This window comes from Pelotomaculum propionicicum (assembly GCF_048984525.1).
In the GTDB taxonomy this organism is placed as follows: domain Bacteria; phylum Bacillota; class Desulfotomaculia; order Desulfotomaculales; family Pelotomaculaceae; genus Syntrophopropionicum; species Syntrophopropionicum propionicicum_A.
Window position 1 is genome coordinate 169,333 of sequence record NZ_JBMGJC010000008.1, and the last position, 25,550, is coordinate 194,882.

A 25,550-nucleotide genomic window follows, 5' to 3' on the forward strand; every position below is an offset into this window, starting at 1 on the left:
TAGTTAAATTACTTAATAACTTTTTTTGCCATAAAAAATTGAAGACCGGGCAGTCCCTGTCTTCAATGTGCTCATAACAAAATTTATTTGTATAAACCTAACCCGTGGTCTTATCTCTTAACTGCCTTACCCCTGCTGGCGGCGCTGATTATGCCCATGTTGTTGAGCGCGCGCCCGGTCCCCTTGGCGACGCAGGAAAGCGGGTCATCGGCCACATAAATGGGCAGCCCTGTTTCCCTGCTGAGGAGCCTGTCCATGCCGTCAAGAAGCGCGCCGCCGCCCGTCAGGATGATCCCCTTGTTCACAATGTCCGCGGCCAGTTCGGGAGATGTGCGCTCAAGCACTTCTTTTACGCCGCTGACAATCAGGTCCAGTACTTCTTTAATCGCGTCATGCACTTGGCGCCGTGAAACGACAACCCCCTTGGGCAGGCCTGACAGCATATCCCTGCCCCTGATCTCCATGCTTTTGTCATCAGCCCCTTTGAGGTCGGCGGTGCCGATTTCCATCTTTAGCTCCTCCCCGGTACGCTCGCCGATAGCCAGGCTGTATTCCCTGCGGATGTACTTGACAATAGCCTCGTCAATCTTGTCCCCTCCCACCCGCAGTGACTTGCTGCACACTATACCTCCCAGCGATAGTACAGCTATATCGGTTGTCCCTCCCCCGATATCAATGACCATTGTGCCGCTGGGCTGGGAAATATCCAGCCCGGCCCCGAGGGCTGCCGCCAACGGCTCTTCGATCAGGTAAGCCTCCTTGGCTCCGGCCTGGATGGCCGCCTGCCTAACCGCCCTTTCTTCAACCCCGGTTACCCCGGAAGGGATGCATACCATTATACGGGGACGGAAAAAGAACTTCCGGCCCCCGTCTGATTTGCTGATAAAGTACCTGAGCATCTTCTCCGTGACGTCGTAATCTGCAATCACCCCGTCACGCAGCGGGCGCAGGGCAATGATGTTCCCGGGTGTCCGGCCCAGCATCCGGCGGGCCTCCGAGCCAACGGCTATTACACGCCCGCTCTCCTTATCCATGGCCACAACCGAAGGCTCGTGCAGCACTATGCCTTTTCCCCTAACGAACACCAGCACATTGGCTGTGCCAAGATCCACACCGATATCACTTCCGGTAAACATTGCTTGTCCCCTTTCGGTATATCAAAAATGAGAGGCCTGTCGCTTCACCTTTTTAGATGAGATATTTGCGGCAAAAGTTCCCTTCAGCCAGACTAGAATAATATTCTACTTCTTTCGCCCAAATTCCTGTTGGGGTTGGCCTCTCAGGCCAAATCTTTATATTTTCTCCTGGTGGCCTCACCTCCCCGCAGGTGCCGCTCGGCTTTATTGTATTCAAGAATTGTTTTTATCTCCTGGGCAAGCTGTTTATTTAAAGAAGGCAGACGTTCTGTCATATCCTTGTGCACAGTGCTCTTGCTGACCTGAAACACCAGGGCCGCCTGCCTTACAGTGGCCTGTGTTTCAAGTATATAGGAACAGATATCCAGTACCCGCTTTTGAATATAATCCTGCATTTCCCTACCTCCCATATTAGTTGTCAGAAGTCGGACGTCAGACGTCGGAAAATAATATTAATTATCATAGGACTGTTTGTTCCGGTCTAAAGTAACTAACCGTTGGATATGGGACGCCAGACGCCGGAAAGAACTGCCTTTTATAATCTGCAAAAAAGCTCTGCCCGCAAGCCGCCCGATGTCGGAAAAGGGCTTTTGATTTCATTGGACTTACTTCCACTAGATATATATGCTGAGGCAGGTGAGAAATTCGCAAGACGGCAAAGAAACAACCTAGAATGTATTTCCTTAATCATCTTCAAAGGAAAATAAATACACCTCAAAGGCGTGAGACTAAACAGACATTAGTCTTAAGGAGGCAAGCAGCAAGTTTATAAGCACCATGTTATGCAAATAACGGTAATGTTCCCTTATTTAAAGCAAAGGTGAGAATGCAAAAAGAGGCTAAAAACCGTAAAAACAGGCCATAATTGGCTGAATCAGCATTACCTGGCTTTTGACACAATATCCATGAGTGGATACTATTAAAATTGATATACTGACTGGTCAGTACAAAACGAGGGGGTCATATGACAGTGATACCGTTTTCCTCCGCGTTCAGGGCGAGGACAGGTGAAAGCGGCCATATTCTGAAGACCGCGGCCGGGATGTTTGCGAAAAAGGGATATCACCGGACCACGGTTGACGAAATCGCCAGGGCTCTTGGCGTGGCCAAGGGAACAATCTATTATCACTTTAAAAGCAAAGAAGAATTGTACCTGGCTATCATTCAGGAAGGCATATACCTTCTTGAGGAACGAATGCGGAAGGATTTACCCGGCGCAAAAACCCCTGCTGAAAAGATCAAAATAATAATCGGGAGTATGCTGTCATTCATTGAAGATGAAAAAGACCTGGTTTTTTTATTTATTCAAGAACTCTGCGGCAGAGATATCCAGAGAGAGGTCCTGGCCAGAATGCTCTCCGGCAGCCTCGGAATAATCCGCGGCATTATCGAAGAAGGAATAATAGACAGGTCTTTTAAAAAAGTCGACCCCGAAATTACCACCAGCTCGATGTACGGCATGATCCTGATCTCCGCGCTGCATTACATCAGCTATGCCAAACCAATCCCCCATGATCAGGTTATAACTGCCATCGAAAAGGTGTTTTTTGAGGGAGTCCTCCAGCCGGACTACAGGGAGGGGCTTTAATATGGATATTCTCACTGCCATAAAAACAAAAAAAGTACTCACCTCAAGTTTATTTGTGATCATAATTGCCCTGGCGGCGCTTGTATTTTTTTCTCTGCATGAAAACCGGGCGGAGACAATCAGGGAACAGGAAAGTTTAACCGCGACAGGCACGGTGGAAGCGAAAAAAGTTACAGCTTCCTTTAAAGTCCCCGGCAGGATCGAAAACATGCTTGTTGACGAAGGCAGCAGGGTTGAGCCGGGCCAGGAACTGGCCAGGCTGGACACCCGGGAACTGAGCGCCAGGCTGAGCCAGGCCAGCGGCGCATTTGACGCGGCAAAGGCCCAAGCCCGCCAGGCCGGGGACTCTGTCCCGTTGACCAGCCAGCAAATTGAAGCGGCTATTGAGCAGGCCCGGGCGAAGGTGGCCCAGGCCGAAGTCGGGGTGAAAAACGCCCGTGACCTGTACGAAAGGATGGATAACCTGTACAGGGGAGCCGCTGTCTCTGAAAAATCATATAATGATGCCAAAAACAGCTGCGAACTGGCCGAGAATGTTTTAAAAGAGGCGCAGGCCGCTCTGGAACAAGCCCTATCGGCGCGCCTCAAAGTAGACCTGGCGCAGGCCCAGTACGAGGCGGCGGAGGGCCAGAGCAGCCAGGCCGGCGGTGCGGTGCAGGAAGCCCGGGCCTACCTGGACAACACCCGCTTACTGTCGCCCATATCCGGGTTCATTACGCAGAAGAACCTGGAGCAGGGCGAAATGGTCAACGCGGGCACACCGGTATTTGAAATATCCGACCTGCTGCACACATATGTGAAGGTGTTTATCAGTGAGAAAAAGATCGGCAGGGTCCAGTTGGGACAGGACGTTGATGTAACCGTGGACTCATTTCCCGGCAGGGTTTACCGTGGGAATGTAGTCTGGATTAACAACGCCGGTGAGTTTGCCGTGCGCAAAGCGGTAAATGAACAATATGACCACGATATAAGAAGCTTTGAGGTTAAAATAGACGTGCCGAACCCGGACTTCAGCCTGAAAACCGGGATGACCGCACATGTAAACATTATCGAATAGTAATTAAAGCGTGAATCTCCCAGCGGTACTACCCAACCTTGAAAATTAATGCTGCGTTAAACATATTGACTGGATTTACAGGATTTATTAATTTTTTTTAAAAAATATTTCACATGATTTACAAAATTCTTAAGATTAACAGGATTAAATGATTTAATAATAATTATTTAACTCCGAAATATCAATCCCAGGTTTTTACAAAAAACTATTTGAAATCCTGTTAATCTTGTTTTAATCCTGTTAATCCTGTGGAGTTGTTTTATTTTTTGGATGTCTGATAATACATAGGACAAAGAAGGGTTCTGATGATATATGGTCCCCTTGGTAAAAGTTACCGATCTAAAGCAGGTCATCAGCAGGAAAAATGTCTTGGACGGCCTTTCCTTTGAGGTGTCAGCCGGTGAATGTTTTGGCCTGTTCGGCGCCCGCGGGGCGGGCAAAACAACCCTGCTCCATATCCTGGCCGGCATCGACAGGTTTATATCGGGAAGCGTGGAGATAACCGGCTGCGACATCAGGAAAAGCGAAGCTTTCAAAAAGCAGCTGGGGCTGGTAACTCAGGAGCGCAGCCTCTTCAGGGACCTGAACGTATACGAGAACCTCGAGTTTATTTCTGTGCTCAAGGATGCGGGGAAGGGCGATATCCCGGACCTGATAAAAAGGTTTGAACTCGATAACATCCTGGGAGAGCCTGCCGGCACTCTGGACGCCGGTATTTACCAGCGGCTGTCAATGGCCTGCGCGCTATTGAACAAACCCCGGCTCCTTATTGCCGACGATTTGATAAATGATATCGACCCCTATTCCAGGCGCATTATCTTAAAGGAGCTGAACAGCTTCATATCCGCCGGCGGAGCATGCATATGGAGTTTCAGCCGCGTCGAGTTCTGTTCTTTGACAAGCAGGGTCGGCTGGCTGGAGAACGGACTGGTTGCCCTTTACTCACCGCGGGAGGCAGAGGAATTATGGGACAGCCGGATCCGGATCATCGAACTGCAGAGTGGTGAAAGCGATGCTTAAACAATGCCTGGCCATCGCGCGCCGCGAGTTTTTTTTCATGTGGCGGGACAGAGACCTGCGTTATATCCTGCTGATCGGCCCCCTTCTCGGGCTGCTGATTTTTCATTTCACGTACAGCCACCAGGTCCTAAAGGACATACCAACCGCGGTCGTAGACCTCGACCGCTCACGTGCCAGCCAGGAGCTGGTCAAAAACATCCTGGGCGCCGAAAATTTAAAAATAATCGCATATCCTGACAACTATAATCAGCTTGAGGATTTGATCAAGAATGGTGAAGTTGTTGCCGGCCTGGTTATACCGGAGAATTACGGGAAAGACACGTCCCTCTCCCGCCAGGCGCGGGTGCAGATGATAGTGGACGGCAGCAATATGGTGTACGCCACCAACGCCACCAGCGCGATGCTGTCCGTTACCCGCTCTCTCAGCGCCCAGGCAGGTGTTAAAGCCCTGGTAGCACGCGGCATACAGCCTGACCAGGCCGCGGCCGCGTATCAATCTGTCGGGTTCCGCGAGGAAGCCTGGTTTAACCCAACATTAAATTACGCTTATTTTGTCGTTCTGGCACTGGCTTTAAATGTCTGGCAGCAGTGCTGCACCCTTGCCGCCTGTATGAACATTATCGGGGAAACCGGCGCCGCCAGCTGGTACCTGATAAAATCCTCCGGCTTCTCCAGGCTGAGGCTGTTTATCAGCAAATCTGCCGCCCAGATCATAACATTTATGTTAATCGCCCTGCCGCTGTTTTTGCTGGCCTTTGCAGTATTCAAACTGCCCCTGCGCTGCGGCCTCCCCTTATTTTTCTTATTCAACCTGGCCTTTGCCACGGCGCTGCACAGCGTCGGCACGCTTGCCTCCAGCATAGCCAGCAGCACTGTAAACGCCACCAGGTTCGGTATGATCATAGCGCTGCCTTCATTCCTTGTTTCCGGCTACTCCTGGCCGCTGGACGCGATGCCGCGCTACCTGCAATTTATCGCAAAAATGCTGCCGCAAACATGGTACTTCCAGGGCATAAACCTGCTGTCCTTCAAAGACCCGGGCTGGGCTTTCATGTCCCGGTATTTCCTGGCATTCCTAATCATCGCCTCAGTATGCTACACAACATCAGCTCTTTTAGTCGCCAGAAGGACTTAAAAGAATAAAACAAATTGACAGGATTAAAAAAACGATTTACAGTATCTTGAAATAATTACACAGGATTAACAAGATTAAAAAATTATTATTTAAAGGTTTTTATTAATCCTCTGCCTTTGCTGCCCTTCATAACAAAAAATTTATTTTGAGTTTAAGCAAAGAACTATCTTTAATAAATCCTGTAAATCTTAATAATCTTGTAAATCATGTGAAATAGTTTATAAAAAAGAATTAATAAAATCCTGTAAATCCAGTCAATGTGTTTTACCTGGAGGCATAATGAGTCAAGCATGAAAGGTGAGCGGGTTGAAACAGATATTTTATATAACTTATTATGAAATGGTCCACATTTTCAAAGACAAAATACTCCTCCTGCTGATATTTTTTGTGCCGTTGTTTTACGCGTTCCTCTGCGGCGCCGTATATTCGCAGGGTATCCTGACCGGCATCCCCCTTGCTGTTGTCGACCTGGACAACTCCGGGCTCAGCCGGGAAGTCATTAAATCCTTTGAAAACAGCCCGCGATTTACTGTAGTGCGGGATATTACAACATATCCGCTTATGGAAGAGGGAATGAAGCAGAGCGTAATCCGGGCCGGGGTGGTGATCCCTGAAAACTTTGAAAAGGAGGTCGCACAGAGCCGGGGAGCGGAAATTCTGACTGTCTATGACGGCTCGAACCTTATCTGGGGCTACAACATCCGCAAATACACCCTGGAGGTAGTCAACCAGTTCAGCACCGGCCGCGCGGCAGCTTATATGGCCGGTTTGGGTTTGTCGGGAAAGGAAATTACCAACGTCCTTGACACGATATCCGCCAATACGGAAGTATGGTACAACCCCACGTTCAGCTACGCCAGTTACATGCTGTTTGGCCTGATCATGCTGGTAATCCACCAGATTTGCCTCCTCAGCACCAGCTTAACTGTGACCAGGGAAAAAGAAAAGAACTGCTGGATACAGTTCCTGTGTTCCCCGCTGCCCGCGTGGAAAATATTTCTCGGCAAGTCGCTGCCGTACTTTTTAACCGGCTTTTTAAACTACGGGCTGCTGATCTGGTTTATTAACCGCTTTATGTATTTAAAAGTAGAAGGCTCAGTACCTTTAATAATGTTTTTGGGCCTGCTTTATACTGTTATTATCACCTGCGCCGGGTTTTACATATCGTTTAAATCTCGAAACTCTCTTCAGGCTACCAGGTACATCATGCTGCTGTCCGTCCCCTTCCTTATGATTTCCGGCTATACCTGGCCCCCGACGCACATCCCAACCGTTATAAACAATTTTGCCTCCCTGCTCCCTTTCACCTGGATGGCTGAAGGCCTCAGGAACATTGCTGTTAAAAACCTCGGGGCCGGGCAACTGATCCCGGTGATCACAGCCCTCTCCCTGATGTCTGCGGCAGCGGTGTTACTTGCCGCAAGCTTTAGCAAAAGAAAAAAACCACCTTTTGAAAGGTTATAATAGAGACTTTTTGTTATATACCATATGACAAGTCCATGAATGCAGGTAAACTCTTATTAAACATAATGGATTAATCATGTGTAATTATTTTAAGAACTTATAAATTCTAATTTTTAGTATCTGTAATTTCAGCACCGCTGTAATAATGGCCTAAAATAACGCGGTAGCTGTAGCCGTGGTCGGCCATCCCCCTGGCCCCGTACTGGCAGAGCCCGACGCCATGCCCGTAACCGGTGGTGGTAAAGGTGACGGTATCGCCCTCGATATTCCAGGTAAATCTTGTGGAGCGCAGTCCGAGCAGGTCCCTCACCGCAACCGCCGGAAACTGGCGGTTCCCGATCAGCAGGACCTTGGGACGTCCCGTACCTGTTTTTTCAACCAGCTTAAACTCCCTGGCCGCTTTTTCTTTGCCCGCCGCGGGAACCGCGGCTAACGAGGTCCCCAGGGCCAGGTCCACCTGTTCAAAACTGAAAGAAGCTGTCTGGACCGGGTTCGGATCGGAATCATAAGGGCATAGGACGCTCTTCAGGTAAGGGACCTGGTATTTCCACACGTCCTCCGCGTTTTCGGTCCTGCCGCCGCAGGAGGCATGGTAAGCCGGGTCTATTAATTCGCCCTGGTAGGTGAGCACCTGCCCCCTGGTTTCATCTACGGCATTTTTCACTTTATAGTAATAATTATAATAGCGTACAGTACCCCAGCGTTTTTTCAGCTCTTCCCTCGACAGCCAGGCCTGGCCGTGGCGGTGGTCGTCGCACACATCCGCACCGGCGTGAAGCGGGTTTTCAACCCCTCCCGCGCTGATACGCTTGGCCACATAGGTCCTGGCGGCAACAGCCTGCGCCTTTAAAGCGTCAGCTGGAAATTCCGCCGGCATCTCGGCCCCCACGACACCCACCAGGTAATCCTCCAGCTGCATGTAAGCAACCCTGTTTTCCTGGTGCAGGTATACCCGGACAATGGTGACGCCTGGAAAGAACCTCGCCGGGATCTGCCTGCTCAATAAAAAAGGAAGCCCAATAACCAGTGCTATTATCAAAAGTACTGCGCCGCTAAACAATCTGCGCATCAAAAAGCACCTCTTCTGAGACGCGAGCTATGAGACGTGAGACATGGGGTTCATGTATTCCTTTTGGGTCTTTGACCCTTGAGATCTGTCATTCTGTCCCACGACCCACGTCCCAATTCAGCCGTCAGTTGTCAGGTTTTTTGCAATCCTTTGGGGTCTTGACCCTTGAACATATTACATTCCCACGTCTCACCTTACCTTGACCCAACAGGAATGCAGAATATACTCACGTCTCACGTCCCACAACCCACGACTCAAACATATATATACTAACTGACCAAGGTAAATATTACCTGGCTGACAAACTCGGGGTTAATACTCCGCGAAGATAACCGGCGTGGCCACATAAACATATGTGACATTCTGGGCCGGGTTGCTGCGCAGGGCCACGTTCAGGTTTATTTCTTTCCCCGCATACGTGACATCCCTTATAAACCGGGGGCTGAAGCCGGTCAGGCTCACAAGGTTGTCCTTGACTGTTTTTTCCTGGACGGAGGCGCCGGCAGCGGCCATCATTTTTTCCGCGGCGATAAGCAGCTCTTCCCCGCTGAGATCATTCTCAATAACACCGAAACAGGTCAGTCCCACTTGTCCTTCACCGTAGCGGTCAATGGCCTCGCTGATTTTACTTTTGTAGAACCCTGATTTTCTGTTTTCTATCCCCTCCAGGCTGACCATGGCGTGAGTGACATTTTTCCCCTGCTGGACCTGCATGTTCTGCCCCAGCACTGAAACTGCCTGGCCGCCTTTTAGGAACCCCTCTATCTTTGAACCCCTGGCGAACTGGTTTTGCCAGTTTTCCACTTTACGGTTGGATTCGCTCAGGTCAAGCAACTCGGCAATATTAACGGCCAGCTTTTCAGGATCATAGGTGTCAGTCGCGCTTTCTACCCTGACCCAGCCGGTAATGCTGGCGGATTTATACACACCCCCGGTGGATTTAATCAGTTTATGCAGGAAGGCCTCTTCACTGTAAGACCTGAATGTATCCCGCCCGGCGGGAGAGAAAGAAAAATAAGAAAATGAAACTGCAATCAATATTCCTGATATAACAAGCAGCGCGTTCTTCTTTGATACAAAATCACATCGAAGGTGTTTCCTGGGCATTATTTACTCCCGTTTACATATATTGATACTCCTATTCTTTCCATTTTATGTTCAACGAATACGGTTGCCCGAATCAGTGTCTGGGTAACATTTAACGACAACATACCTCTAAGAATGACAGCCATCCCGATCGGGGATATAAATTGAGTCGTGGGCCATGAGACGTTGGACGTGGGGTATTATTTGAGACTTGTGACGCGGGTCGCGGGTCGTGAGTATATCCATTGTCTAATAACCCGTGAGAATGTCATGCATTTTCACGTTTCACGTCTCACGTCTCAATTCTCACGTCTCAATTGGTGTGTCCCCATTCCGCTGTCATAGTATGTTTTCTTAAGACACGAGTCTGCTGAAATACGTGTCACAAGAACCTCCCTTGACACGCCATGCCGACATATGCGACAGGAGAACCTTCCACTTGTCGCGATGAAAAAGAAAAAACCGGAACTGGTTGTCCGGTTTATGTTTAAAACGAAAACACCTGTATACACATTTTATTTACCGCTGGCCGCCTTTATACGCATTATAGCACGCCGCAAGGCCATTTCCGCCCGTAATGTATCAATGTCGGGGGTCTTTGAGACAAGCCTGTCTTCAGCTCTCTTCTTAGCCGCCTCAGCCCGGGCTACATCTATCTCTTCTGTTCTCTCGGCAGCAGTGGCCAGAACGGTAACCTTGCTGTTCCGGACTTCCATGAACCCGCCACTAACCACAATCCTGAACTTTTTATTATCCTGCTCAATTCTCATGATACCCACGTTTAGGGATGTGATGAGCGGAGTGTGACTGGGGAGTATCCCCAATTCTCCATCGGCGCCGGGTGCCACCAGAAAATCCACATCCTCGCTGAAAACTTTCCTCTGAGGAGTTACGATTTCGAGTCGCTGTTTACTTTCCGACATATTGCGCACTCCCCTCTATTATCCGAGTAATTTCTTGCCTTTTTCCACTGCCTCTTCTATACCGCCCACCATGTAAAAAGCATCTTCCGGCATATCGTCATGCTTGCCGTCCAGAATTTCCTGGAAGCTGCGGACGGTTTCCTTCAGAGTGACAAATTTACCTGGCATATTGGTAAACGTTTCAGCCACATGGAAAGGCTGCGACAGGAATTTCTGCAGTTTCCGGGCGCGCGCCACTGTGAGTTTGTCTTCATCGGAGAGTTCTTCCATACCAAGAATGGCGATGATGTCCTGCAGTTCCTTATAACGCTGAAGCACTTTCTGAACGCCACGGGCTGCCATGTAGTGATCATTTCCTACAATCAGCGGGTCAAGAATCCTGGAAGTGGAATCAAGCGGGTCCACCGCCGGGTAAATACCCAGCTCAGAAATCTGCCGGGACAAAACGACGGTGCCGTCCAGGTGAGCAAACGTTGTCGCCGGGGCCGGGTCGGTCAGGTCGTCGGCAGGCACGTAAACGGCCTGCATAGAGGTAACCGAACCTTTATTGGTAGAAGTGATCCGCTCCTGCATCTGGCCCATTTCAGTGGCCAGGGTGGGCTGATAACCAACCGCGGAGGGCATGCGGCCCAGCAACGCGGAAACCTCGGAGCCAGCCTGGGTGAAACGGAAGATGTTATCAATGAACAATAATGTGTCGGCGCCCTCTTCATCACGGAAGTACTCAGCCAGGCACAGTCCAGTCAGGGCAACCCGCAAGCGGGCGCCTGGCGGCTCGTTCATCTGGCCGAACACCATTGTCATCTTTTCCAGAACGCCGGACTCGGTCATTTCACGTAAAAGGTCATTGCCTTCACGTGTACGCTCGCCCACACCCGCGAACACTGAGATGCCGCCGTGGTGCGTGGCGATGTTATTGATTAACTCCTGGATAACAACTGTCTTGCCCACTCCGGCGCCGCCGAACAGGCCGATCTTGCCGCCCTTGAGGAAAGGGACCAGCAGGTCAATAACCTTGATGCCGGTTTCCAGCTGCTCAGTCTTGGTTGATTGGTCCACCAACATTGGGGCAGGCCGGTGAATAGGATAGCGCTTATCGCTGGAAATGGGTCCTTTACCATCGATGGGCTCACCCAGGACATCAACAAGCCTGCCCAGGGTTGGCTTGCCTACCGGAGCGGAAATAGGAGCACCGGTGTCCACCGCTTCCATGCCTCTGACCAAACCGTCAGTCGCGGACATGGCAACACTGCGAATGGTATTATTGCCCAGGTGCTGGGCAACTTCCAGAGTCAGGTCGAACTTGCGGCCAAACATATCTTCCTTGTCGCTCGTTATCTTGATGGCGTTATAAATTTCAGGGACCTGGCCGGGTGGAAAACGGACATCCACCACGACGCCGATAACCTGTACTACTTGACCAACGTTCATTCGCTTCGCTTACCTCCTTCGCAACATTTTACTCCAGGGCTGCCGCTCCGCTGCAAATCTCAGAAATTTCCTTGGTGATCACAGCCTGACGGGCCCGGTTCATGACCAGCGTTAGTTTGTCGATCATTTCCGATGCATTCTTGGTCGCATTGTCCATGGCCGTCATCTGAGCGCTGTAGAAACCGGCTTTTGTCTCTAAAAGACCCTGGTAAATGGCGTTCTCAATATATTTCGGCAACAGTTCAGCCAGCACTGCTTCTGCGGAAGGCTCAAAAATATAGTCAACTTTCTTGGTCTCGTCTTCCCCTTCTTCAGCGGGTGGCTCAGCCGGCAGCAGCTTGACCATCATAGGCTTCTGCACCAGCACGTTTATGAACTGGCTGTAAATCAGGTAAACCACATCATATTCTTCCTTGGCATACTTATCAACAACGAAGGAGCCAATATCCCTGGCCGAAGCGTACTTGATATTATCACCCAGCCCGATGTACTCCTTGGCGATATTATAACCGCGGCGCTGGAAAAAATCGCGGCTTTTGCGACCTACGGCTATAAGACTGGCGTCCATTCCCGCGCTCTTTATTTCCTGGGCTGCCCGCCTGATAATATTGCCGTTGAAACCACCGCACAATCCCCGGTCAGCCGCCATCACAATGAAAGCCACTTTTTTCGGCTCGCGCACTTCCAACAGCGGGTGATTAACCCCTGCGGAAGCCATAGCTACACGGCCCAGAACTCCCTTAACCCGCTTGGAATAAGGTCGGGCTGATATAACAGCTTCCTGTGCTTTGCGCATCTTTGCCGCTGAAACAGCTTTCATAGCCTTGGTGATTTGTTGAGTGCTCTTAATACTCTTAATCCGACGCCGGAGATCTCTTAAATTTGCCATTTAAATATTTCACCACCTTTAAAGTGGATGTCTCATTCAGTAGTCGGTCGTCGGTAGTCAGTAGTCGGTTTTAGTTGGATTCGGAAAGCGAATTCCTTCCATCCCGACGTCTGACGTCTGACGTCCTACGTATTATTTAAAGTCCGCGAGCACTCTTAAAGCCCGCTTTGAATTCCTCGATAGCCGCGAGCAATTCCTTTTCAACTGATTTGAACTCTCCGGTTGACCGGATAGCTTCGCCGATACTTGGCTTGTTCGCCTTCATAAACTTCAAGAACTCTGCTTCAAAAGGCTGCACAACTTCCACCGGCATATCATCCAGGTAACCTTTGGCCGCTGCATAAATGCTCATGATCTGGTCTTCTACCGGCATGGGCACGTACTGGCCCTGCTTTAAAAGTTCCACCATGCGCTCACCGCGGGTCAGCTTGGCCTGGGTCGTTTTGTCCAGGTCGGAGCCGAACTGGGCAAAAGCCGCCAGTTCACGGTACTGGGCGAGGTCAAGGCGCAGGCTGCCGGCAATCGATTTCATGCCCTTCAACTGAGCGGCGCCACCAACCCGGGATACTGAGATACCCACGTTAACCGCGGGGCGTACGCCGGCGTAAAACAGGTCGGGCTCCAGGAATATCTGGCCGTCTGTAATAGAAATAACGTTTGTCGGGATATAGGCCGAAACGTCGCCAGCCTGGGTCTCGATAATGGGCAGGGCGGTCATGGAACCTGCGCCCAGGTCATCCGAGAGTTTGCAGGCACGCTCCAAAAGCCGGCTGTGCAGGTTGAACACGTCACCCGGGTAAGCTTCACGTCCGGGAGGACGGCGCAGCAGCAGGGAAAGTTCACGGTAAGCAGATGCCTGTTTGGACAGGTCATCGTAAATAATCAGCACGTGTTTGCCCTGAGACATAAATTCCTCGCCCATGGCGGCTCCCGCAAATGGTGCGATATAGAGCAGTGGAGCCGGGTCGGCGGCGGTTGAGGACACGATAATGGTATATTCCATCGCGCCGGTATCCTGCAGCCGCTGCAGCACGTTGGCCACAGTGGATTGTTTCTGTCCAACAGCAACATAAATGCAGATGACGTCCCCGCCTTTTTGGTTGATGATCGCATCAACCGCGATAGCTGTCTTGCCGGTCTGGCGGTCGCCGAGGATAAGTTCCCGCTGGCCGCGGCCGATGGGAATCATGGAGTCGATAGCCTTTAGCCCTGTCTGCAGGGGCTGGTGCACCCCCTTGCGGTAAATAACGCCGGGGGCGATTTTTTCAACCGGGAGGAATTTATCACTATTAATAGGTCCTTTGCCGTCCAGCGGCTGTCCCAGAGGGTTGACCACACGCCCGATCAGGGCATCTCCTACTGGTACGGACACGATCCGGCCGGTGCGCTTTACAGTGTCGCCTTCCTTGATGTGCTTGTATGGACCGAGAATAACGCAACCGATATTGTCCTCTTCCAGGTTAAGAGCCATCCCGAAAACGCCTCCCGGGAATTCAAGCAGCTCCATGGACATACAGTCAGTTAAACCGTAAACACGGGCGATGCCGTCACCGACCTGGATAACGGTACCGACATCGGTCATCTCGATCTGGGCCTGGTACTTATCTATCTGCTGCCGGATAATCGAGCTGATTTCTTCAGGTCGCAAATTCATCTACTGGTTTCACCCCTATCTAGTTAACTTATTGCCTTAAGGCGCTCTTTCAGGGAAGCCAATCTGGTCTTGACACTGCCGTCTATAATTTTATCCCCCATACGAACCACAACCCCGCCGATAATAGACGGGTCTACGGTGAAAGTGGTCTGCACTTTTTTGCCGGCCAGCGAACCCAGGATCTTGTTGAGCTCACCCTTTTCCTTATCGTTTAACTCCACCGCTGAAGCAATCTGAGCTGCTAATATGTTCCGGCCGGCATTGGCCAGAGCGATATACTCTGCCACAATGTCCGTGAAATAAGTCTCCCGCCGGCGGTCTACCAATAAGGCAAGAAAGTTACCTGTTACATCAGAGACTTTTCCTTCAAACAACTTGACTAATAATTCTTTTTTAGCAGCAGGGGTAATCTGTGGATGGTAAAGCAACTTTTGCAGGTCAGGGTTATCTTCAATAACCTTTTCGATCCCTTTAAGTTCGCCTTCTACCGTATCCACCATGTTTTTGTATTTCGGCAAAACTTGTTCTTCTGAGGCAATTTCGTACAATGCTGCTGCATAACGCCCCGCTACAGGACCTCTCATTGTAATTCCCCTGCCTCTTTAATAAAGTCCTCGATCATGCTGCGCTGGATATCTTCTGTCATTGACTTGTTGATAATCTTACCGGCAACCAGGACAGAAAGACTTGCCACTTGTTCGCGCAGCTCTGCAACCGCTCTTTGTTTCTCACGTTCGATTTCAGCAAGGGCTGATTCCTTCAGCCTGCCCGCCTCATTCTTAGCGTTTTCAATAATTTCCAAAGCCTGGTCTTCGCCGGCCTTGGTGGCCTTCTGGATAATATCTTGTGTTTGTTCCCTGGCACGCCGCATTTCAGCCTCATATCCGGCTTTGAGCTGTTCCGCTTCCTGCCTTTCCTGTTCGGCGGCAGCAATACTGTTGGCTATATGATCGGAACGGTCTCCCAGCACTTTGCATAAAGGCTTGTAAACAACGAGCTTCAAGAATATTAATAAAATAATGAAGTCAACAATCTGCGCAAGCAGCGTTGCGTTAAACTCTAACCCCACTAATGATTCCCTCCTTCCACCTCTTGTGGACAAAAGGAGGCTTAGCGTCAGCACAAGTTTAGTAAGTAGTTGGATTAAAGGAATTCGGCGAGTAGCCGAATTCCTTTAAAATTTGTATCCTGCTCCCTAGACAATCACTCAATATAGACAAAAATTGCATAAAAAAGTATTATATATTCCCACTACCTAAAAACTACACCCTCTACGCTACGCCTTTTTTGCCATAACGCGTAAATAAGTTTTAGTGACTGCCAACTTGGCCAAAGAGCATGAAAGCGATAACGACCGCGATGATGGGGAGAGCTTCGATCAGACCTACGGAGATGAACATAAGGGTCATAATGTTACCCCTTGCCTCCGGCTGACGAGCTATACCACTGACCGCAGCGCCAGTGACGAGACCGTCACCGATACCAGCGCCCAGAGCGGCCAGACCCACTGCTAAAGCTGCACCTAGAGCAGCACCTGCTCCTACTTCCATTCATTTCCCCTCCTTTCCAAAATAAAATTTAATTCAATGGCTATAAGACAACTTAAAACGCCTTAAAACGACCACCGCCAAAACAAGTTTAACGCTCTTTTTAGTGGTGATCGGCTACAGCCTGCCCAACATAAGCTATACTGAGCATGGTGAAGATGAAGGCCTGGATAAAGCCGACAAAGATACTGAACGCCAGCCACACTACAGAACCGATAAACCCACCGAAAACGTGCGTCCATCCTCCCAACAGGCCAAGCAGAACAGCAATCAAAACTTCTCCGCCGTAAATGTTGCCGTAAAGACGGAAGGTCAGCGTAATCGGCTTGGCAAAGTCTTCAATGATAACAATTGGCAGGAAAAATACGAATGGCTGGATGTAGTGCTTGAAGTAACTCAAACCCTTGTACCTGATCCCGAAGATGTAGATGATGAAGAAAGTGCATAGGGCAAGCCCCAGGGTTGTGTTATAGTCGGCCGTTGGTGAACTCAGGGTGGGTACAAGGCCGATCAGGTTGGAAAACAGAATAAAGATAAAATAAGTAACAACTATACTAAGCAAGGCCGCGCCTTTTTTGGGATCCATGTTATCATTCACCAGGCCCCTGATGAACTCCCAGAGCAATTCCAAAATGTTTTGTGCCCCTTTTGGCTTGCGCATGTTCATGCTGCGCGTGGCCGCTATTCCAAACAAAGCTACCAGCACCATTGTGATCCAGGTCATGATCAAGGTTTTCGGGTTAAAAGCCAGGTGGGTGTTGCCCAAGTACATATCCCAGGACCCGTTGGCTCCCCAGCCCCAAACATTCAGTTGCTGTTCTACCTCATGCAAGCTCAACATATTTCTTTTCTCACCCCTTTCTACTTTAAATTTTTATTTATTTGATAGAGTTGGCCTCTTCGGGCTTCCGGTTTGGAGTATTGGCAGCCATCGCGATTGCGCCCAGCGAAAAAATCAGGGGCACAACAAAAAAGCCCGCCCCAGCAGCATAAAGGTTGATCCATTGGGTCCGGGCGACATAAAAAAGCACAGCAAACATAATGGAAAGACGCAGGGCAAACCCGGCCTTCATGTTCGCGTTAGCTTTGGGCACCACCATGTATACTATGGCACGCATCCTCCTGCCAAGAAAATAAGCATTCCACATACCCACAGCTGTGCCTACCAAAAAACCCCATACCACGGGGTCATTGGGATGCCACAACAAAGCAAGGCATAGAAATGCCAAAATAATGGCAGCTATTTTTAATGTCTTAACCAACTGACCATCAAAATCCCAGTCGCGCACTTGCCCTTACTCCCTCTCAAAAAACCCCATAAGTGTTTTATAGACACCCACGACTCCCACGGCAAGTCCAACAAGCACACCTGCCAGCAGCAGCCACGGCCCGGACGCAAATTTAGCATCCAGGTATTTGCCCCCGTAATAGCCCAGCAATACTGTAATGGACAGCTCCGCGCCAATGGTGGTGGTCACCGCAAGCGCCTGCAGCGCACTATTCGGAGGCTTTCTCTTTTTTTCTTTATCTATCTTTTTTTCTTCGGGCATCCTAGCACAAACCTGCGCAAGACTTATTAATACTATGTAATGCTCCTTATAAATGCAGATTCTTTAGATAGATTCTACAAAAATATTATTATTCCTCCACCGGTCGGATAATTTTTATCTTTATTATAAAAATTTTTACCGCCTATCTTTTGCTCTCCGGATGAAACTGTTCAGGTTTTTTATTTGCACGCCCTGACCAGTACATTATCGCCTGGACGATCCTTTGAGACGCGAAGCCGTCACCATACGGGTTAACGGCGTTGGCCATCTCCTTATAGAATATATCGCTGTCCAAAAGCCTCCTGGTCTCGCCTGACACCTTTTCCCTGCCGGTGCCGACCAGGGAGACCGTGCCGGCCTCCACCGCCTCAGGCCGCTCGGTGGTATTGCGCAGCACGAGAACCGGCTTGCCCAGGGAAGGCGCCTCTTCCTGTATTCCGCCGGAATCGCTGAGCACCAGGTAGGCGCGGTTAATCAGGTTTACAAATGGCTGGTAATCCATGGGCTCAATCAGGTGCACCCTGTCCAGACCGCCGAGTTCCCCGTCAACCACGCTCCGTACAGCCGGGTTTTTATGGACGGGGAAAACCACTTCCACGTCGGGGTAGTCTTCCACCACTCCGCGCAGGGCCCTGTAAATTTCCCGCATCGGCTCACCCAGGTTTTCCCTGCGGTGAGTTGTAACCAGAAGCACCCTGCGGCTGTCGTAATTAATCGCGTCCAGCACATCGTCACCAAAGCGGTATTCCGGACGCACGGTTGCCAGCAGGGCATCGATGACAGTATTTCCAGTAACATATATTTTTTCGGGCGGGACACCTTCTTCAAGCAGGTTTTTCCTCGCGGTCGCCGTGGGGGCGAAGTTGATATCAGCCAGCACCCCGGTCAGGTGCCTGTTGATCTCCTCCGGAAAGGGCGAAAATTTGTCGTGGGTCCTGAGGCCTGCCTCTACATGACCTACCGGGATCTGCAGGTAGTAAGACGCCAGGGCGGCCACAAAAGTAGTGGTGGTATCGCCGTGCACCAGCACCAGATCCGGCTTTTCTTCCGACAATACCTGCTGCAGGCCGGACAGCGCACGCGCGGTAATGTCAAAAAGGTTTTGCCCCTGCTTCATGATGTTCAGGTCATAGGCGGGTTTTATTTCAAATAAAGAGAGCACCTGGTCCAGCATTTCCCTGTGCTGGGCGGTGACCGCCACTTTACAGTTGATTATTTGCGGGTATTTCTCAAGCTCTTTAACCAGAGGCGCCATTTTAATCGCTTCCGGCCTGGTCCCAAACACTGCTACTATTTTTAACAAAAGGACATCCCCTCGTCCGGCAATTCTATTTATATTATCAGTGAAGCTAGATATTGCCAACTTTTTTGTCCATTTTAAATTTCCAAATTTTCAGAAAGCCACTGCGTAATTAAAAACAGATAAAACGTTTTCACAGGATTTACAAGATTTTTGGGATTTACAGGATTAAATAAAAACTTTATAACAAATTTACTTTAACTTAATTCTTTAATCTTGTTAATCCAATTAATCCTGTTAATCTTGCGAAATTCTTTTTATCCTGTTAATCCTGTCAGATTGTTTTACTTCGGCACGTAATGTACCAGCTCTATGCCGGCTTCTTCAAAAAGCTCCAGGGCCATCGGGTCGGGGTATTCACCCTGGAACACGATCTTTTTAATACCCGCGTTGATTAAAATTTTGGCGCAGAGGACACAGGGCTGATGGGTGACATAATATATCGAGTCCTTGATCGCCGTGCCGTGCACCGCGGCCTGGATAATCGCGTTTTGCTCCGCGTGAAGGCCCCGGCAGAGCTCGTGCCGCTGGCCGGAAGGCACTCCCTTTTGCTCCCGCAGGCACCCTATCTCCAAGCAGTGCCTTAAACCTGCCGGCGCCCCGTTGTAACCGCTGGACAGGATCCTCTTGTCCCGGACAATTACAGAGCCGACCTGTCTCCTGATACAGGTCGAGCGCGACGCCACGACATTCGCTATACTCATAAAATACTGGTCCCACCCCGGCCGTTGGGTCGTGAGACGTGAGTCGTGGGACGTGAGATTTTGGGGCATTCCATCACCGTCAACTAAGAGATTGTCCACTTTCAAACCACATTTATCTTGATTGCTGGTCTTTTTTTTATCTATCATCATTTCACCTTATACAATTAGATTCTTGTTATTAAATATAAAAGTTCTCGTATTAAAAAGGCTTAAAAGGAATGCCTGAATCTCACGTCTCACGTCCCACATCTCACGTCTCAATACAGCGGGTATTTATCACAAATGGCGGCTACTTTTGCCCGTGCTTTTTCCAGTTTGGCCGCGTCGTCGCGGTTGGCGATGGCATAGTCCATTATTTCCGCAATTTGGACCATATCTTCCTCAACCAGCCCGCGGGTGGTAACCGCGGGGGTGCCGATACGGATGCCGCTGGCGATATTGGGCGGTTGGGGATCATATGGTATCGCGTTCTTATTTATAGTGACGCCAACCACATCAAAAAGTTCCTGGGCTTCTTTGCCCGTTATATTCTTGCTTCTTAAATCAACCAGGATCAAATGGTTGTCGGTACCGCCGGATACAAGGTCAAAGCCGCGCTCCAGCAGGGCTGAAGCCAGCGCCCTGGCATTGTTCACGATGTTTTGCGCGTACTCCTTGAAGCCGGGCTCCAGTGCCTCCTTCAGGGCAACCGCTTTCGCCGCTATAACGTGCATCAGAGGCCCCCCCTGGATGCCGGGGAAAACAGCCCTGTTGATTTTTACACCGTACTTTTCGCCATACCTGCTTAATACCAGGCCCCCCCGCGGTCCCCGCAGAGTCTTGTGGGTGGTTGTGGTTACCACATCTGCGTGCGGTACCGGGCTCATATGCAGTCCAGCCGCGACCAACCCGGCTATGTGGGCCATGTCGACCATTAGATACGCGCCCACTTCTTCGGCCACTTCCTTCATCTTGTAAAAATCTATTTCACGCGGGTAGGCGCTGGCCCCACCTATAATCAGTTTTGGCTTGCTTTCCATAGCCGCTGCAAAAAGCTGTTCATAATTAATCCGGCCGGTTTCCTTGTCCACGCCGTAAAAAGCGATATTAAAATATTTTCCTGATATATTGATCGGGCTGCCGTGGGTGAGGTGTCCCCCGTGGGCAAGGTCCATACCCAGGATCGTATCACCAGGCTGAAGCAGGGCAAAATAGACAGACGTATTGGCCTGGGCGCCCGAATGAGGCTGGACGTTGGCGTAATCGGCGCCGAACAATTCTTTAGCTCTCGCAATGGCCAGGTTTTCCGCAATATCGACAAACTCGCAGCCCCCGTAATAGCGGCGGCCCGGATAACCTTCGGCATACTTGTTGGTAAGAACCGAGCCCTGCGCCTCCAGCACCGCCCGACTGGCCACGTTCTCAGAGGCAATTAATTCCAGGGTCTGCTGCTGACGCCGTGTTTCAAGCTCTATGGCACTGAAAACCTCCGGGTCAACTTCAGAAAGAGACCTCATTAAACTCATAAAAAAATCCTCCCCGCGACCGGCAGTTCCATCTACCGGCTACAACTATTATATTTTTGCTCTATAAGACTGATTTTATCTACCCGGGGGGCATGGCGGCCTCCCTGAAACTCCGCTTCAAGCCATACTCTGACAATTTCCCTGGCCAGGCCGAACCCTATTACGCGCTCGCCCAGGGTAAGGACATTGGCGTTATTATGTTCCCTGGCCGCCCTGGCAGAAAACGTGTCGTGGCACTGGGACGCCCTGATGCCGGGCACCTTGTTCGCGGTTATAGCCACGCCGATACCCGTGCCGCAACAGATCACGCCCCGGTCAAAATCACCGTTTCGCACCGCTTCCGCCACTTTCAGGGCGATATCCGGGTAGTCAACCGGGTCCTCGGAAAATGTGCCAAAATCATTATATTCTATGCCATTTTCCCTAAAAAAGCAGGCTACCTGCTCCTTCAGCCTGAAACCGCCGTGATCGCCCGCTAAAGCAACCTTCATTTCTGGTAAAAACCCTCTTTCTCAGTGTCTGGTATATTGTAATACAGATATACTACCAAGGTTCTACAACAAATACAAATTTCCCTTTAAAAACCCGTAGATTGATCATTTTTTGCCTATGTATTGCTTAGTTTCATTTTGCTATAGATGGACTGTTTCAATACTCATATAATGTCCCCGATTGGAATGGCGGAATTAATCACCCGAGGAATACCCTAACACTCACGTCCCACGTCTCAAGTCTCACGACTCATTTAAGCTTGTCCAGTGCGCGGGAAACCATCTCTCCAAGTACGCGGGCACACTCGCGGTATGTTTCCAGCGACCCCCCTATCGGATCCGGCACATCGCTTCCGTACGCGACAAAATCAGCGAGTGTGCAGACCTTTTCCGCATGCCCCGGAAACATATTATTCACCTGTTCGCGGTGTCCCCTGGTCATAGTCAGTATCAGGTCCGCCCCACGCACTTTGTCCGCCGTCAGCATCGAGGCCCGGTGGTCGCTCATGTCGATACCCTTCCACCCCATGGCCTCCACCGCAAAGGGAGAGGCGGGTTCACCCGGCGAAACCGCCAGGCCGGCTGAATCTACCTTAATATCTCCGCCGTTGCCAAACCTGTCCTCCAGGAACCTGCCCGCCAGGGCTTCGGCCATGCAGCTGCGGCAGGTATTCCCGGTGCAGACAAAAAGTATCTTCATTCCTAAAACCCCCTCAACATCACAAGATTAACAGGATTATTAAGATTTACAGGATTTTTTTATAAAAACCTTCATTTTTAAAAATTATTCTCAGACGTACATATTTGCAAATTAGACAAAACAAGATATTAATTAAATATAAGACCTCAAAAATCTATTGTATAAAGAACAATAAATTAAACCGGGTGCTGATAAAGGTATTCTTGGTGTTGGATCGAACTTATAAATCTAATTCTATTTAGAATCCTGTTAATCTTGTTTTAATCCTGTTAATCCTGTGAAATTAGTATTTTAAAAAAAGAGTTTTACTCCTATGCCGACAAGTATCACTCCGCCTAAAAACTGGGCCCTTTCACCCACCAGCCTGCTCATATAACGTCCGAATAGCAGCCCGGCGGCAGTCATGACCCCCGCGACGAGACCGATTGTGGCGGCAGTCCGCAGGAGATCGACCTGCTGCGCGCCAAGGGTAAAGCCCACGCTCAGCGCGTCCATGCTTACACTTGCCCCCAGAAGTACCAGGCCCAGGGCGTTGAATTTAAATACTTTTATCTCTGTTTCCCGGCCGTTTCGCACGGTTTCCCAGATCATTTTAAAACCAAGGTAGACCAGCAGCGCAGACCCGATCACAGAAGCTGCCCGGCCGAGCAGATTGCCCGCCAGTTCTCCGGTATACCACCCTGCCAGAGGCATAAAGATATGAAACACCAGCACGGTGATGCTGATTAACAGCATTTGCCTGCGGTTAACCCCGGCTATCCCGATTCCCAGACACAGAGAAAAAGCGTCCGTACCAAGCGCCACCGCTAAAATTATCAATGTTAAAAAACTCATGGCTGCCTCCCGAAAAGGAATCCAGAAAAAATACTCGGGTTGTAATAAAAGTCTCCATGGTGTTGAATCCAGCCAGGCATTTGGGTCGTTGGACATAGGTCGTGAGTCGTCAGTATCCGGGAATTCATGAGGGCCGGATTTATCCGACCATTGTTCGGCTGAAGCCGAACCTACAATCTCATTACTCACGTCTCATAGTATATCTATTATCTAATAACCGGGTAAATTATACTTTTATAATGCGGCCCCCCGCGGCTTTCTTCAGACGGTTCATGACTGCCAGCCCCACACCTTTTTCCTCCAGGCCTTCCGCAAAAATAATATCCACGCCCATCTCGTTGAAACGGCGCAATGCGGAGTATAACCCCGCAGCCACTGTTTCCGGTTTGTCCCTGCGGCCGGCGACAACCACCTCCCCCACCGTGGAGTAATCGCTGCTGTCGGAGTAAGTCAGGATGCCTGCCCGCCTGCCGCCGCCCGCTTCCACACGGGCCATTTCCAGGATTTTCGAGGCCACCGCCGGCTGGCTTCCCGTCACCAGCAGGAGCGGGGCCCGGGGCGCGTAGTGAGTGTATTTCATACCCGGCGAACGCGGGCTTTCTCCGTCGCAATAGCCCGATATGGCGTCACGGTCGACCTCTACCCGGCCAAGACAGGCTCTCAATTCTTCCGGAGTAATCCCTCCCGGCCTTAAAATGATCGGCACCTGTGAGGTCAGGTCAAGGACAGTTGATTCGACCCCGACCCCGGCCGGCCCACCGTCCAAAATGGCATCAATGCGGCCGTCGAGATCCTGCACAACATGTTCAGCCCGCGTGGGGCTCGGTTTTCCCGACAGGTTGGCGCTGGGCGCAGCCACAGGAACTCCGGCCGCTTTTATTAAAGCCAGAGCGACCGGGTGGTCAGGCATGCGGACCGCTACAGTCGTAAGTCCGGCTGTAACCGCTTCAGGCACTCCAGTTCCAGCGGGCAGGATAATGGTAAGGGGGCCTGGCCAAAATGCGTCCATAAGGATTTCCGCCGCGGCGGAAATGCTCGCGGCCAGGGCGTTTAGCTGACTGCGGAAAGCGACATGCACAATAATCGGGTTGTCGGGCGGACGCCCCTTCGCTTCAAAAATCCTGGCCACCGCCAGGCCGTTCGTCGCGTCGGCGCCGAGTCCGTAAACAGTTTCTGTGGGAAAGGCCACCAAGCCTCCCCCGCGCAGGATCAGCCCGGCCTCGGCTATGGCGTCGGCCTCCGGGTGGGCCTGGTCAACTTTTATGTAACGTGTATTTATACGGTTACCTGACACGGCGCGCGACCTCGTATCTAAAACTGGTATCTAAAACTGGGTTTCGTTTAGCATTTTTCAATTATAATGCGTATTATCCCTATTTTCAACCGTGCGACAAGGGGGACGGTTCTCGCTGTCGCATTTCTCCTGCAACGTGTGACATGAGGCGTGGGTAGGAATCACGGGGATGTTGCTATTGATTCCTTTAAATCGGGGGCATTCCTCAGCCCCGATACACCCCGTTATTGTAGGGTCAAATTTATCCGACCAATGTGCGGCTAAAGCGACCTTAAGTTCCAGGTCTCATTTCTCACGTCTCAATCTGGCCGCAACCAGCCTGTCAAGACCGGCCAGGTCCTGCCGCACCTTCGTTTCCCAGACCTGCGGATCAAACAGCGCCTGGGCCTGCCGCCCCTGATCGAACCCAATTTCTATCAGCAGGAAGCCGCCTTTTTTCAAGAAGGCCGCGGCTTCAGGAACGAGCCGGCGGTAATGTTCCAGCCCGTCTTTTCCCCCGTCAAGAGCAAGGCGCGGCTCAAACATGCTGACCTCTCCGGGCAGCCCGGAGAGGTCATTTTCCGCGATATAAGGCAAATTGGCGGCAATCAGATCAACCCCACCCGCCGCCAGGCAGCCGTGCAGCGGCTGTATAAGGTCACCCGGGTGCAGGAGCACCCTGCCGCTCACACCGTGCCTGGTGCTGTTAAGCCTGGCCACCTCCAGGGCTTCCGTGGAGCGATCGGTCGCATAAACCAGGGCTTCCCTGTTGAAATAAGCCAGGCTCACGCCGATAGCCCCGCTGCCGGTCCCTACATCTATCACCAGCGGAAACGGCGGCATCACTTTTAGAGCGTTCTCCACCAGCAGCTCGGTTTCAGGCCTTGGAATCAAAACAGAGCTATTTACAAAAAAATTGAGGCCCATAAATTCCTTGTGCCCGGTGATGTAGGCCACCGGCTCACCGGAGAGCCTCCTGCTGGTAAAATTATTATATTGGACAGCCTCATCATCTCTCAGAGGCCGGTCCCAATCACGGTAAAGCTCCGCTCTTTCCAGGCCGGTGACATGCGAAAGGAGCACCTCGGCGTCCAGGGCAGCTGAGCCTATACCGCGGCTATTAAATTTTTCCCTTGCTGCCTTAAGCGCGGATTTAATTGTACCGGCCAAATCTTTTTCACCTCGCGCGCCCTT

At 50.6% G+C, this 25,550-nt stretch carries 27 protein-coding genes; 5 read left to right on the forward strand and 22 right to left on the reverse strand.

Going from position 1 to position 25,550, the window contains the following annotated elements; all coding sequences use genetic code 11:
• Positions 1 to 110: 110 nt before the first annotated feature.
• Entirely contained in the window at positions 111 to 1,136 is a 1,026-nt protein-coding gene (locus ACOBQJ_RS10695) for a rod shape-determining protein (protein ID WP_421071751.1), read from the reverse strand.
• A 143-nt stretch (positions 1,137 to 1,279) separates the two neighbouring features.
• Positions 1,280 to 1,531 carry a sporulation transcriptional regulator SpoIIID gene (gene spoIIID / locus ACOBQJ_RS10700; protein WP_421071752.1) on the reverse strand — a complete coding sequence of 84 codons (252 nt, stop codon included), beginning with the start codon at positions 1,529 to 1,531 and terminating at the stop codon, positions 1,280 to 1,282.
• Positions 1,532 to 2,100: 569 nt separating this feature from the next.
• On the opposite strand from spoIIID, the gene ACOBQJ_RS10705 reads away from it, so the two are divergent.
• From ACOBQJ_RS10705 to ACOBQJ_RS10725, 5 genes are all read left to right on the forward strand, one after another.
• Entirely contained in the window at positions 2,101 to 2,724 is a 624-nt protein-coding gene (locus ACOBQJ_RS10705) for a TetR/AcrR family transcriptional regulator (protein ID WP_421071753.1), read from the forward strand.
• A 1-nt stretch (position 2,725) separates the two neighbouring features.
• Complete coding sequence (locus ACOBQJ_RS10710; RefSeq protein WP_421071754.1) at positions 2,726 to 3,781, forward strand: HlyD family secretion protein; 1,056 nt, start codon at positions 2,726 to 2,728, stop codon at positions 3,779 to 3,781.
• A 312-nt stretch (positions 3,782 to 4,093) separates the two neighbouring features.
• On the forward strand, positions 4,094 to 4,801 hold the full coding sequence (locus tag ACOBQJ_RS10715; RefSeq protein ID WP_421071755.1) for an ATP-binding cassette domain-containing protein: 708 nt from the start codon (positions 4,094 to 4,096) through the stop codon (positions 4,799 to 4,801).
• Positions 4,794 to 5,936 carry an ABC transporter permease gene (locus ACOBQJ_RS10720; RefSeq protein ID WP_421071756.1) on the forward strand — a complete coding sequence of 381 codons (1,143 nt, stop codon included), beginning with the start codon at positions 4,794 to 4,796 and terminating at the stop codon, positions 5,934 to 5,936. Before ACOBQJ_RS10715 ends, ACOBQJ_RS10720 begins: the two co-directional genes overlap by 8 nt.
• Before the next feature lie 339 nt (positions 5,937 to 6,275).
• Entirely contained in the window at positions 6,276 to 7,400 is a 1,125-nt protein-coding gene (locus ACOBQJ_RS10725) for an ABC transporter permease (RefSeq protein WP_421071757.1), read from the forward strand.
• 106 nt (positions 7,401 to 7,506) lie between these two features.
• Here ACOBQJ_RS10725 and spoIID read toward each other — a convergent pair whose 3' ends face one another.
• The 20 genes from spoIID to prmC form a co-directional block, all read right to left on the reverse strand.
• Positions 7,507 to 8,469: a stage II sporulation protein D gene (spoIID, locus tag ACOBQJ_RS10730; protein ID WP_421071758.1), complete on the reverse strand. Its 963-nt coding sequence runs from the start codon at positions 8,467 to 8,469 to the stop codon at positions 7,507 to 7,509.
• Positions 8,470 to 8,781: 312 nt separating this feature from the next.
• Complete coding sequence (locus ACOBQJ_RS10735) at positions 8,782 to 9,576, reverse strand: YwmB family TATA-box binding protein (RefSeq protein WP_421071759.1); 795 nt, start codon at positions 9,574 to 9,576, stop codon at positions 8,782 to 8,784.
• A gap of 494 nt (positions 9,577 to 10,070) precedes the next feature.
• Positions 10,071 to 10,478 (reverse strand): F0F1 ATP synthase subunit epsilon, encoded by a 408-nt coding sequence (locus ACOBQJ_RS10740; protein ID WP_421071760.1) that lies wholly within the window; start codon positions 10,476 to 10,478, stop codon positions 10,071 to 10,073.
• 18 nt (positions 10,479 to 10,496) lie between these two features.
• Complete coding sequence (atpD, locus tag ACOBQJ_RS10745; RefSeq protein ID WP_421071761.1) at positions 10,497 to 11,909, reverse strand: F0F1 ATP synthase subunit beta; 1,413 nt, start codon at positions 11,907 to 11,909, stop codon at positions 10,497 to 10,499.
• A 28-nt stretch (positions 11,910 to 11,937) separates the two neighbouring features.
• Positions 11,938 to 12,798: an ATP synthase F1 subunit gamma gene (atpG, locus tag ACOBQJ_RS10750; protein ID WP_421071762.1), complete on the reverse strand. Its 861-nt coding sequence runs from the start codon at positions 12,796 to 12,798 to the stop codon at positions 11,938 to 11,940.
• 136 nt (positions 12,799 to 12,934) lie between these two features.
• Positions 12,935 to 14,452 (reverse strand): F0F1 ATP synthase subunit alpha, encoded by a 1,518-nt coding sequence (gene atpA, locus ACOBQJ_RS10755; protein WP_421071763.1) that lies wholly within the window; start codon positions 14,450 to 14,452, stop codon positions 12,935 to 12,937.
• A gap of 23 nt (positions 14,453 to 14,475) precedes the next feature.
• Complete coding sequence (locus ACOBQJ_RS10760) at positions 14,476 to 15,036, reverse strand: F0F1 ATP synthase subunit delta (protein ID WP_421071764.1); 561 nt, start codon at positions 15,034 to 15,036, stop codon at positions 14,476 to 14,478.
• Positions 15,033 to 15,521, reverse strand: coding sequence for a F0F1 ATP synthase subunit B (gene atpF / locus ACOBQJ_RS10765; RefSeq protein WP_421071765.1), 489 nt, complete (start codon positions 15,519 to 15,521; stop codon positions 15,033 to 15,035). Before atpF ends, ACOBQJ_RS10760 begins: the two co-directional genes overlap by 4 nt.
• Before the next feature lie 241 nt (positions 15,522 to 15,762).
• Positions 15,763 to 16,002: a F0F1 ATP synthase subunit C gene (atpE, locus tag ACOBQJ_RS10770; RefSeq protein WP_421071766.1), complete on the reverse strand. Its 240-nt coding sequence runs from the start codon at positions 16,000 to 16,002 to the stop codon at positions 15,763 to 15,765.
• Between the two features lie 100 nt (positions 16,003 to 16,102).
• Positions 16,103 to 16,840: a F0F1 ATP synthase subunit A gene (gene atpB / locus ACOBQJ_RS10775; protein WP_421071767.1), complete on the reverse strand. Its 738-nt coding sequence runs from the start codon at positions 16,838 to 16,840 to the stop codon at positions 16,103 to 16,105.
• Between the two features lie 37 nt (positions 16,841 to 16,877).
• Positions 16,878 to 17,288 (reverse strand): ATP synthase subunit I, encoded by a 411-nt coding sequence (locus ACOBQJ_RS10780; protein WP_421071768.1) that lies wholly within the window; start codon positions 17,286 to 17,288, stop codon positions 16,878 to 16,880.
• A gap of 6 nt (positions 17,289 to 17,294) precedes the next feature.
• Positions 17,295 to 17,549 carry an AtpZ/AtpI family protein gene (locus ACOBQJ_RS10785; RefSeq protein ID WP_421071769.1) on the reverse strand — a complete coding sequence of 85 codons (255 nt, stop codon included), beginning with the start codon at positions 17,547 to 17,549 and terminating at the stop codon, positions 17,295 to 17,297.
• 142 nt (positions 17,550 to 17,691) lie between these two features.
• Entirely contained in the window at positions 17,692 to 18,852 is a 1,161-nt protein-coding gene (gene wecB, locus ACOBQJ_RS10790) for a non-hydrolyzing UDP-N-acetylglucosamine 2-epimerase (protein WP_421071770.1), read from the reverse strand.
• A 281-nt stretch (positions 18,853 to 19,133) separates the two neighbouring features.
• A complete protein-coding gene (locus ACOBQJ_RS10795) occupies positions 19,134 to 19,622 on the reverse strand; it encodes a deoxycytidylate deaminase (protein ID WP_421071807.1) in 489 nt (162 codons plus the stop codon).
• A gap of 188 nt (positions 19,623 to 19,810) precedes the next feature.
• Complete coding sequence (gene glyA / locus ACOBQJ_RS10800; protein WP_421071771.1) at positions 19,811 to 21,058, reverse strand: serine hydroxymethyltransferase; 1,248 nt, start codon at positions 21,056 to 21,058, stop codon at positions 19,811 to 19,813.
• Positions 21,059 to 21,090: 32 nt separating this feature from the next.
• A complete protein-coding gene (gene rpiB / locus ACOBQJ_RS10805) occupies positions 21,091 to 21,549 on the reverse strand; it encodes a ribose 5-phosphate isomerase B (protein WP_421071772.1) in 459 nt (152 codons plus the stop codon).
• Between the two features lie 250 nt (positions 21,550 to 21,799).
• Complete coding sequence (locus ACOBQJ_RS10810) at positions 21,800 to 22,249, reverse strand: low molecular weight protein arginine phosphatase (protein WP_421071773.1); 450 nt, start codon at positions 22,247 to 22,249, stop codon at positions 21,800 to 21,802.
• Between the two features lie 291 nt (positions 22,250 to 22,540).
• A complete protein-coding gene (locus ACOBQJ_RS10815) occupies positions 22,541 to 23,083 on the reverse strand; it encodes a manganese efflux pump MntP family protein (RefSeq protein WP_421071774.1) in 543 nt (180 codons plus the stop codon).
• A gap of 226 nt (positions 23,084 to 23,309) precedes the next feature.
• Positions 23,310 to 24,377: an L-threonylcarbamoyladenylate synthase gene (locus tag ACOBQJ_RS10820; RefSeq protein WP_421071775.1), complete on the reverse strand. Its 1,068-nt coding sequence runs from the start codon at positions 24,375 to 24,377 to the stop codon at positions 23,310 to 23,312.
• A gap of 285 nt (positions 24,378 to 24,662) precedes the next feature.
• Entirely contained in the window at positions 24,663 to 25,526 is an 864-nt protein-coding gene (gene prmC / locus ACOBQJ_RS10825) for a peptide chain release factor N(5)-glutamine methyltransferase (RefSeq protein WP_421071776.1), read from the reverse strand.
• Positions 25,527 to 25,550 lie beyond the last annotated feature (24 nt).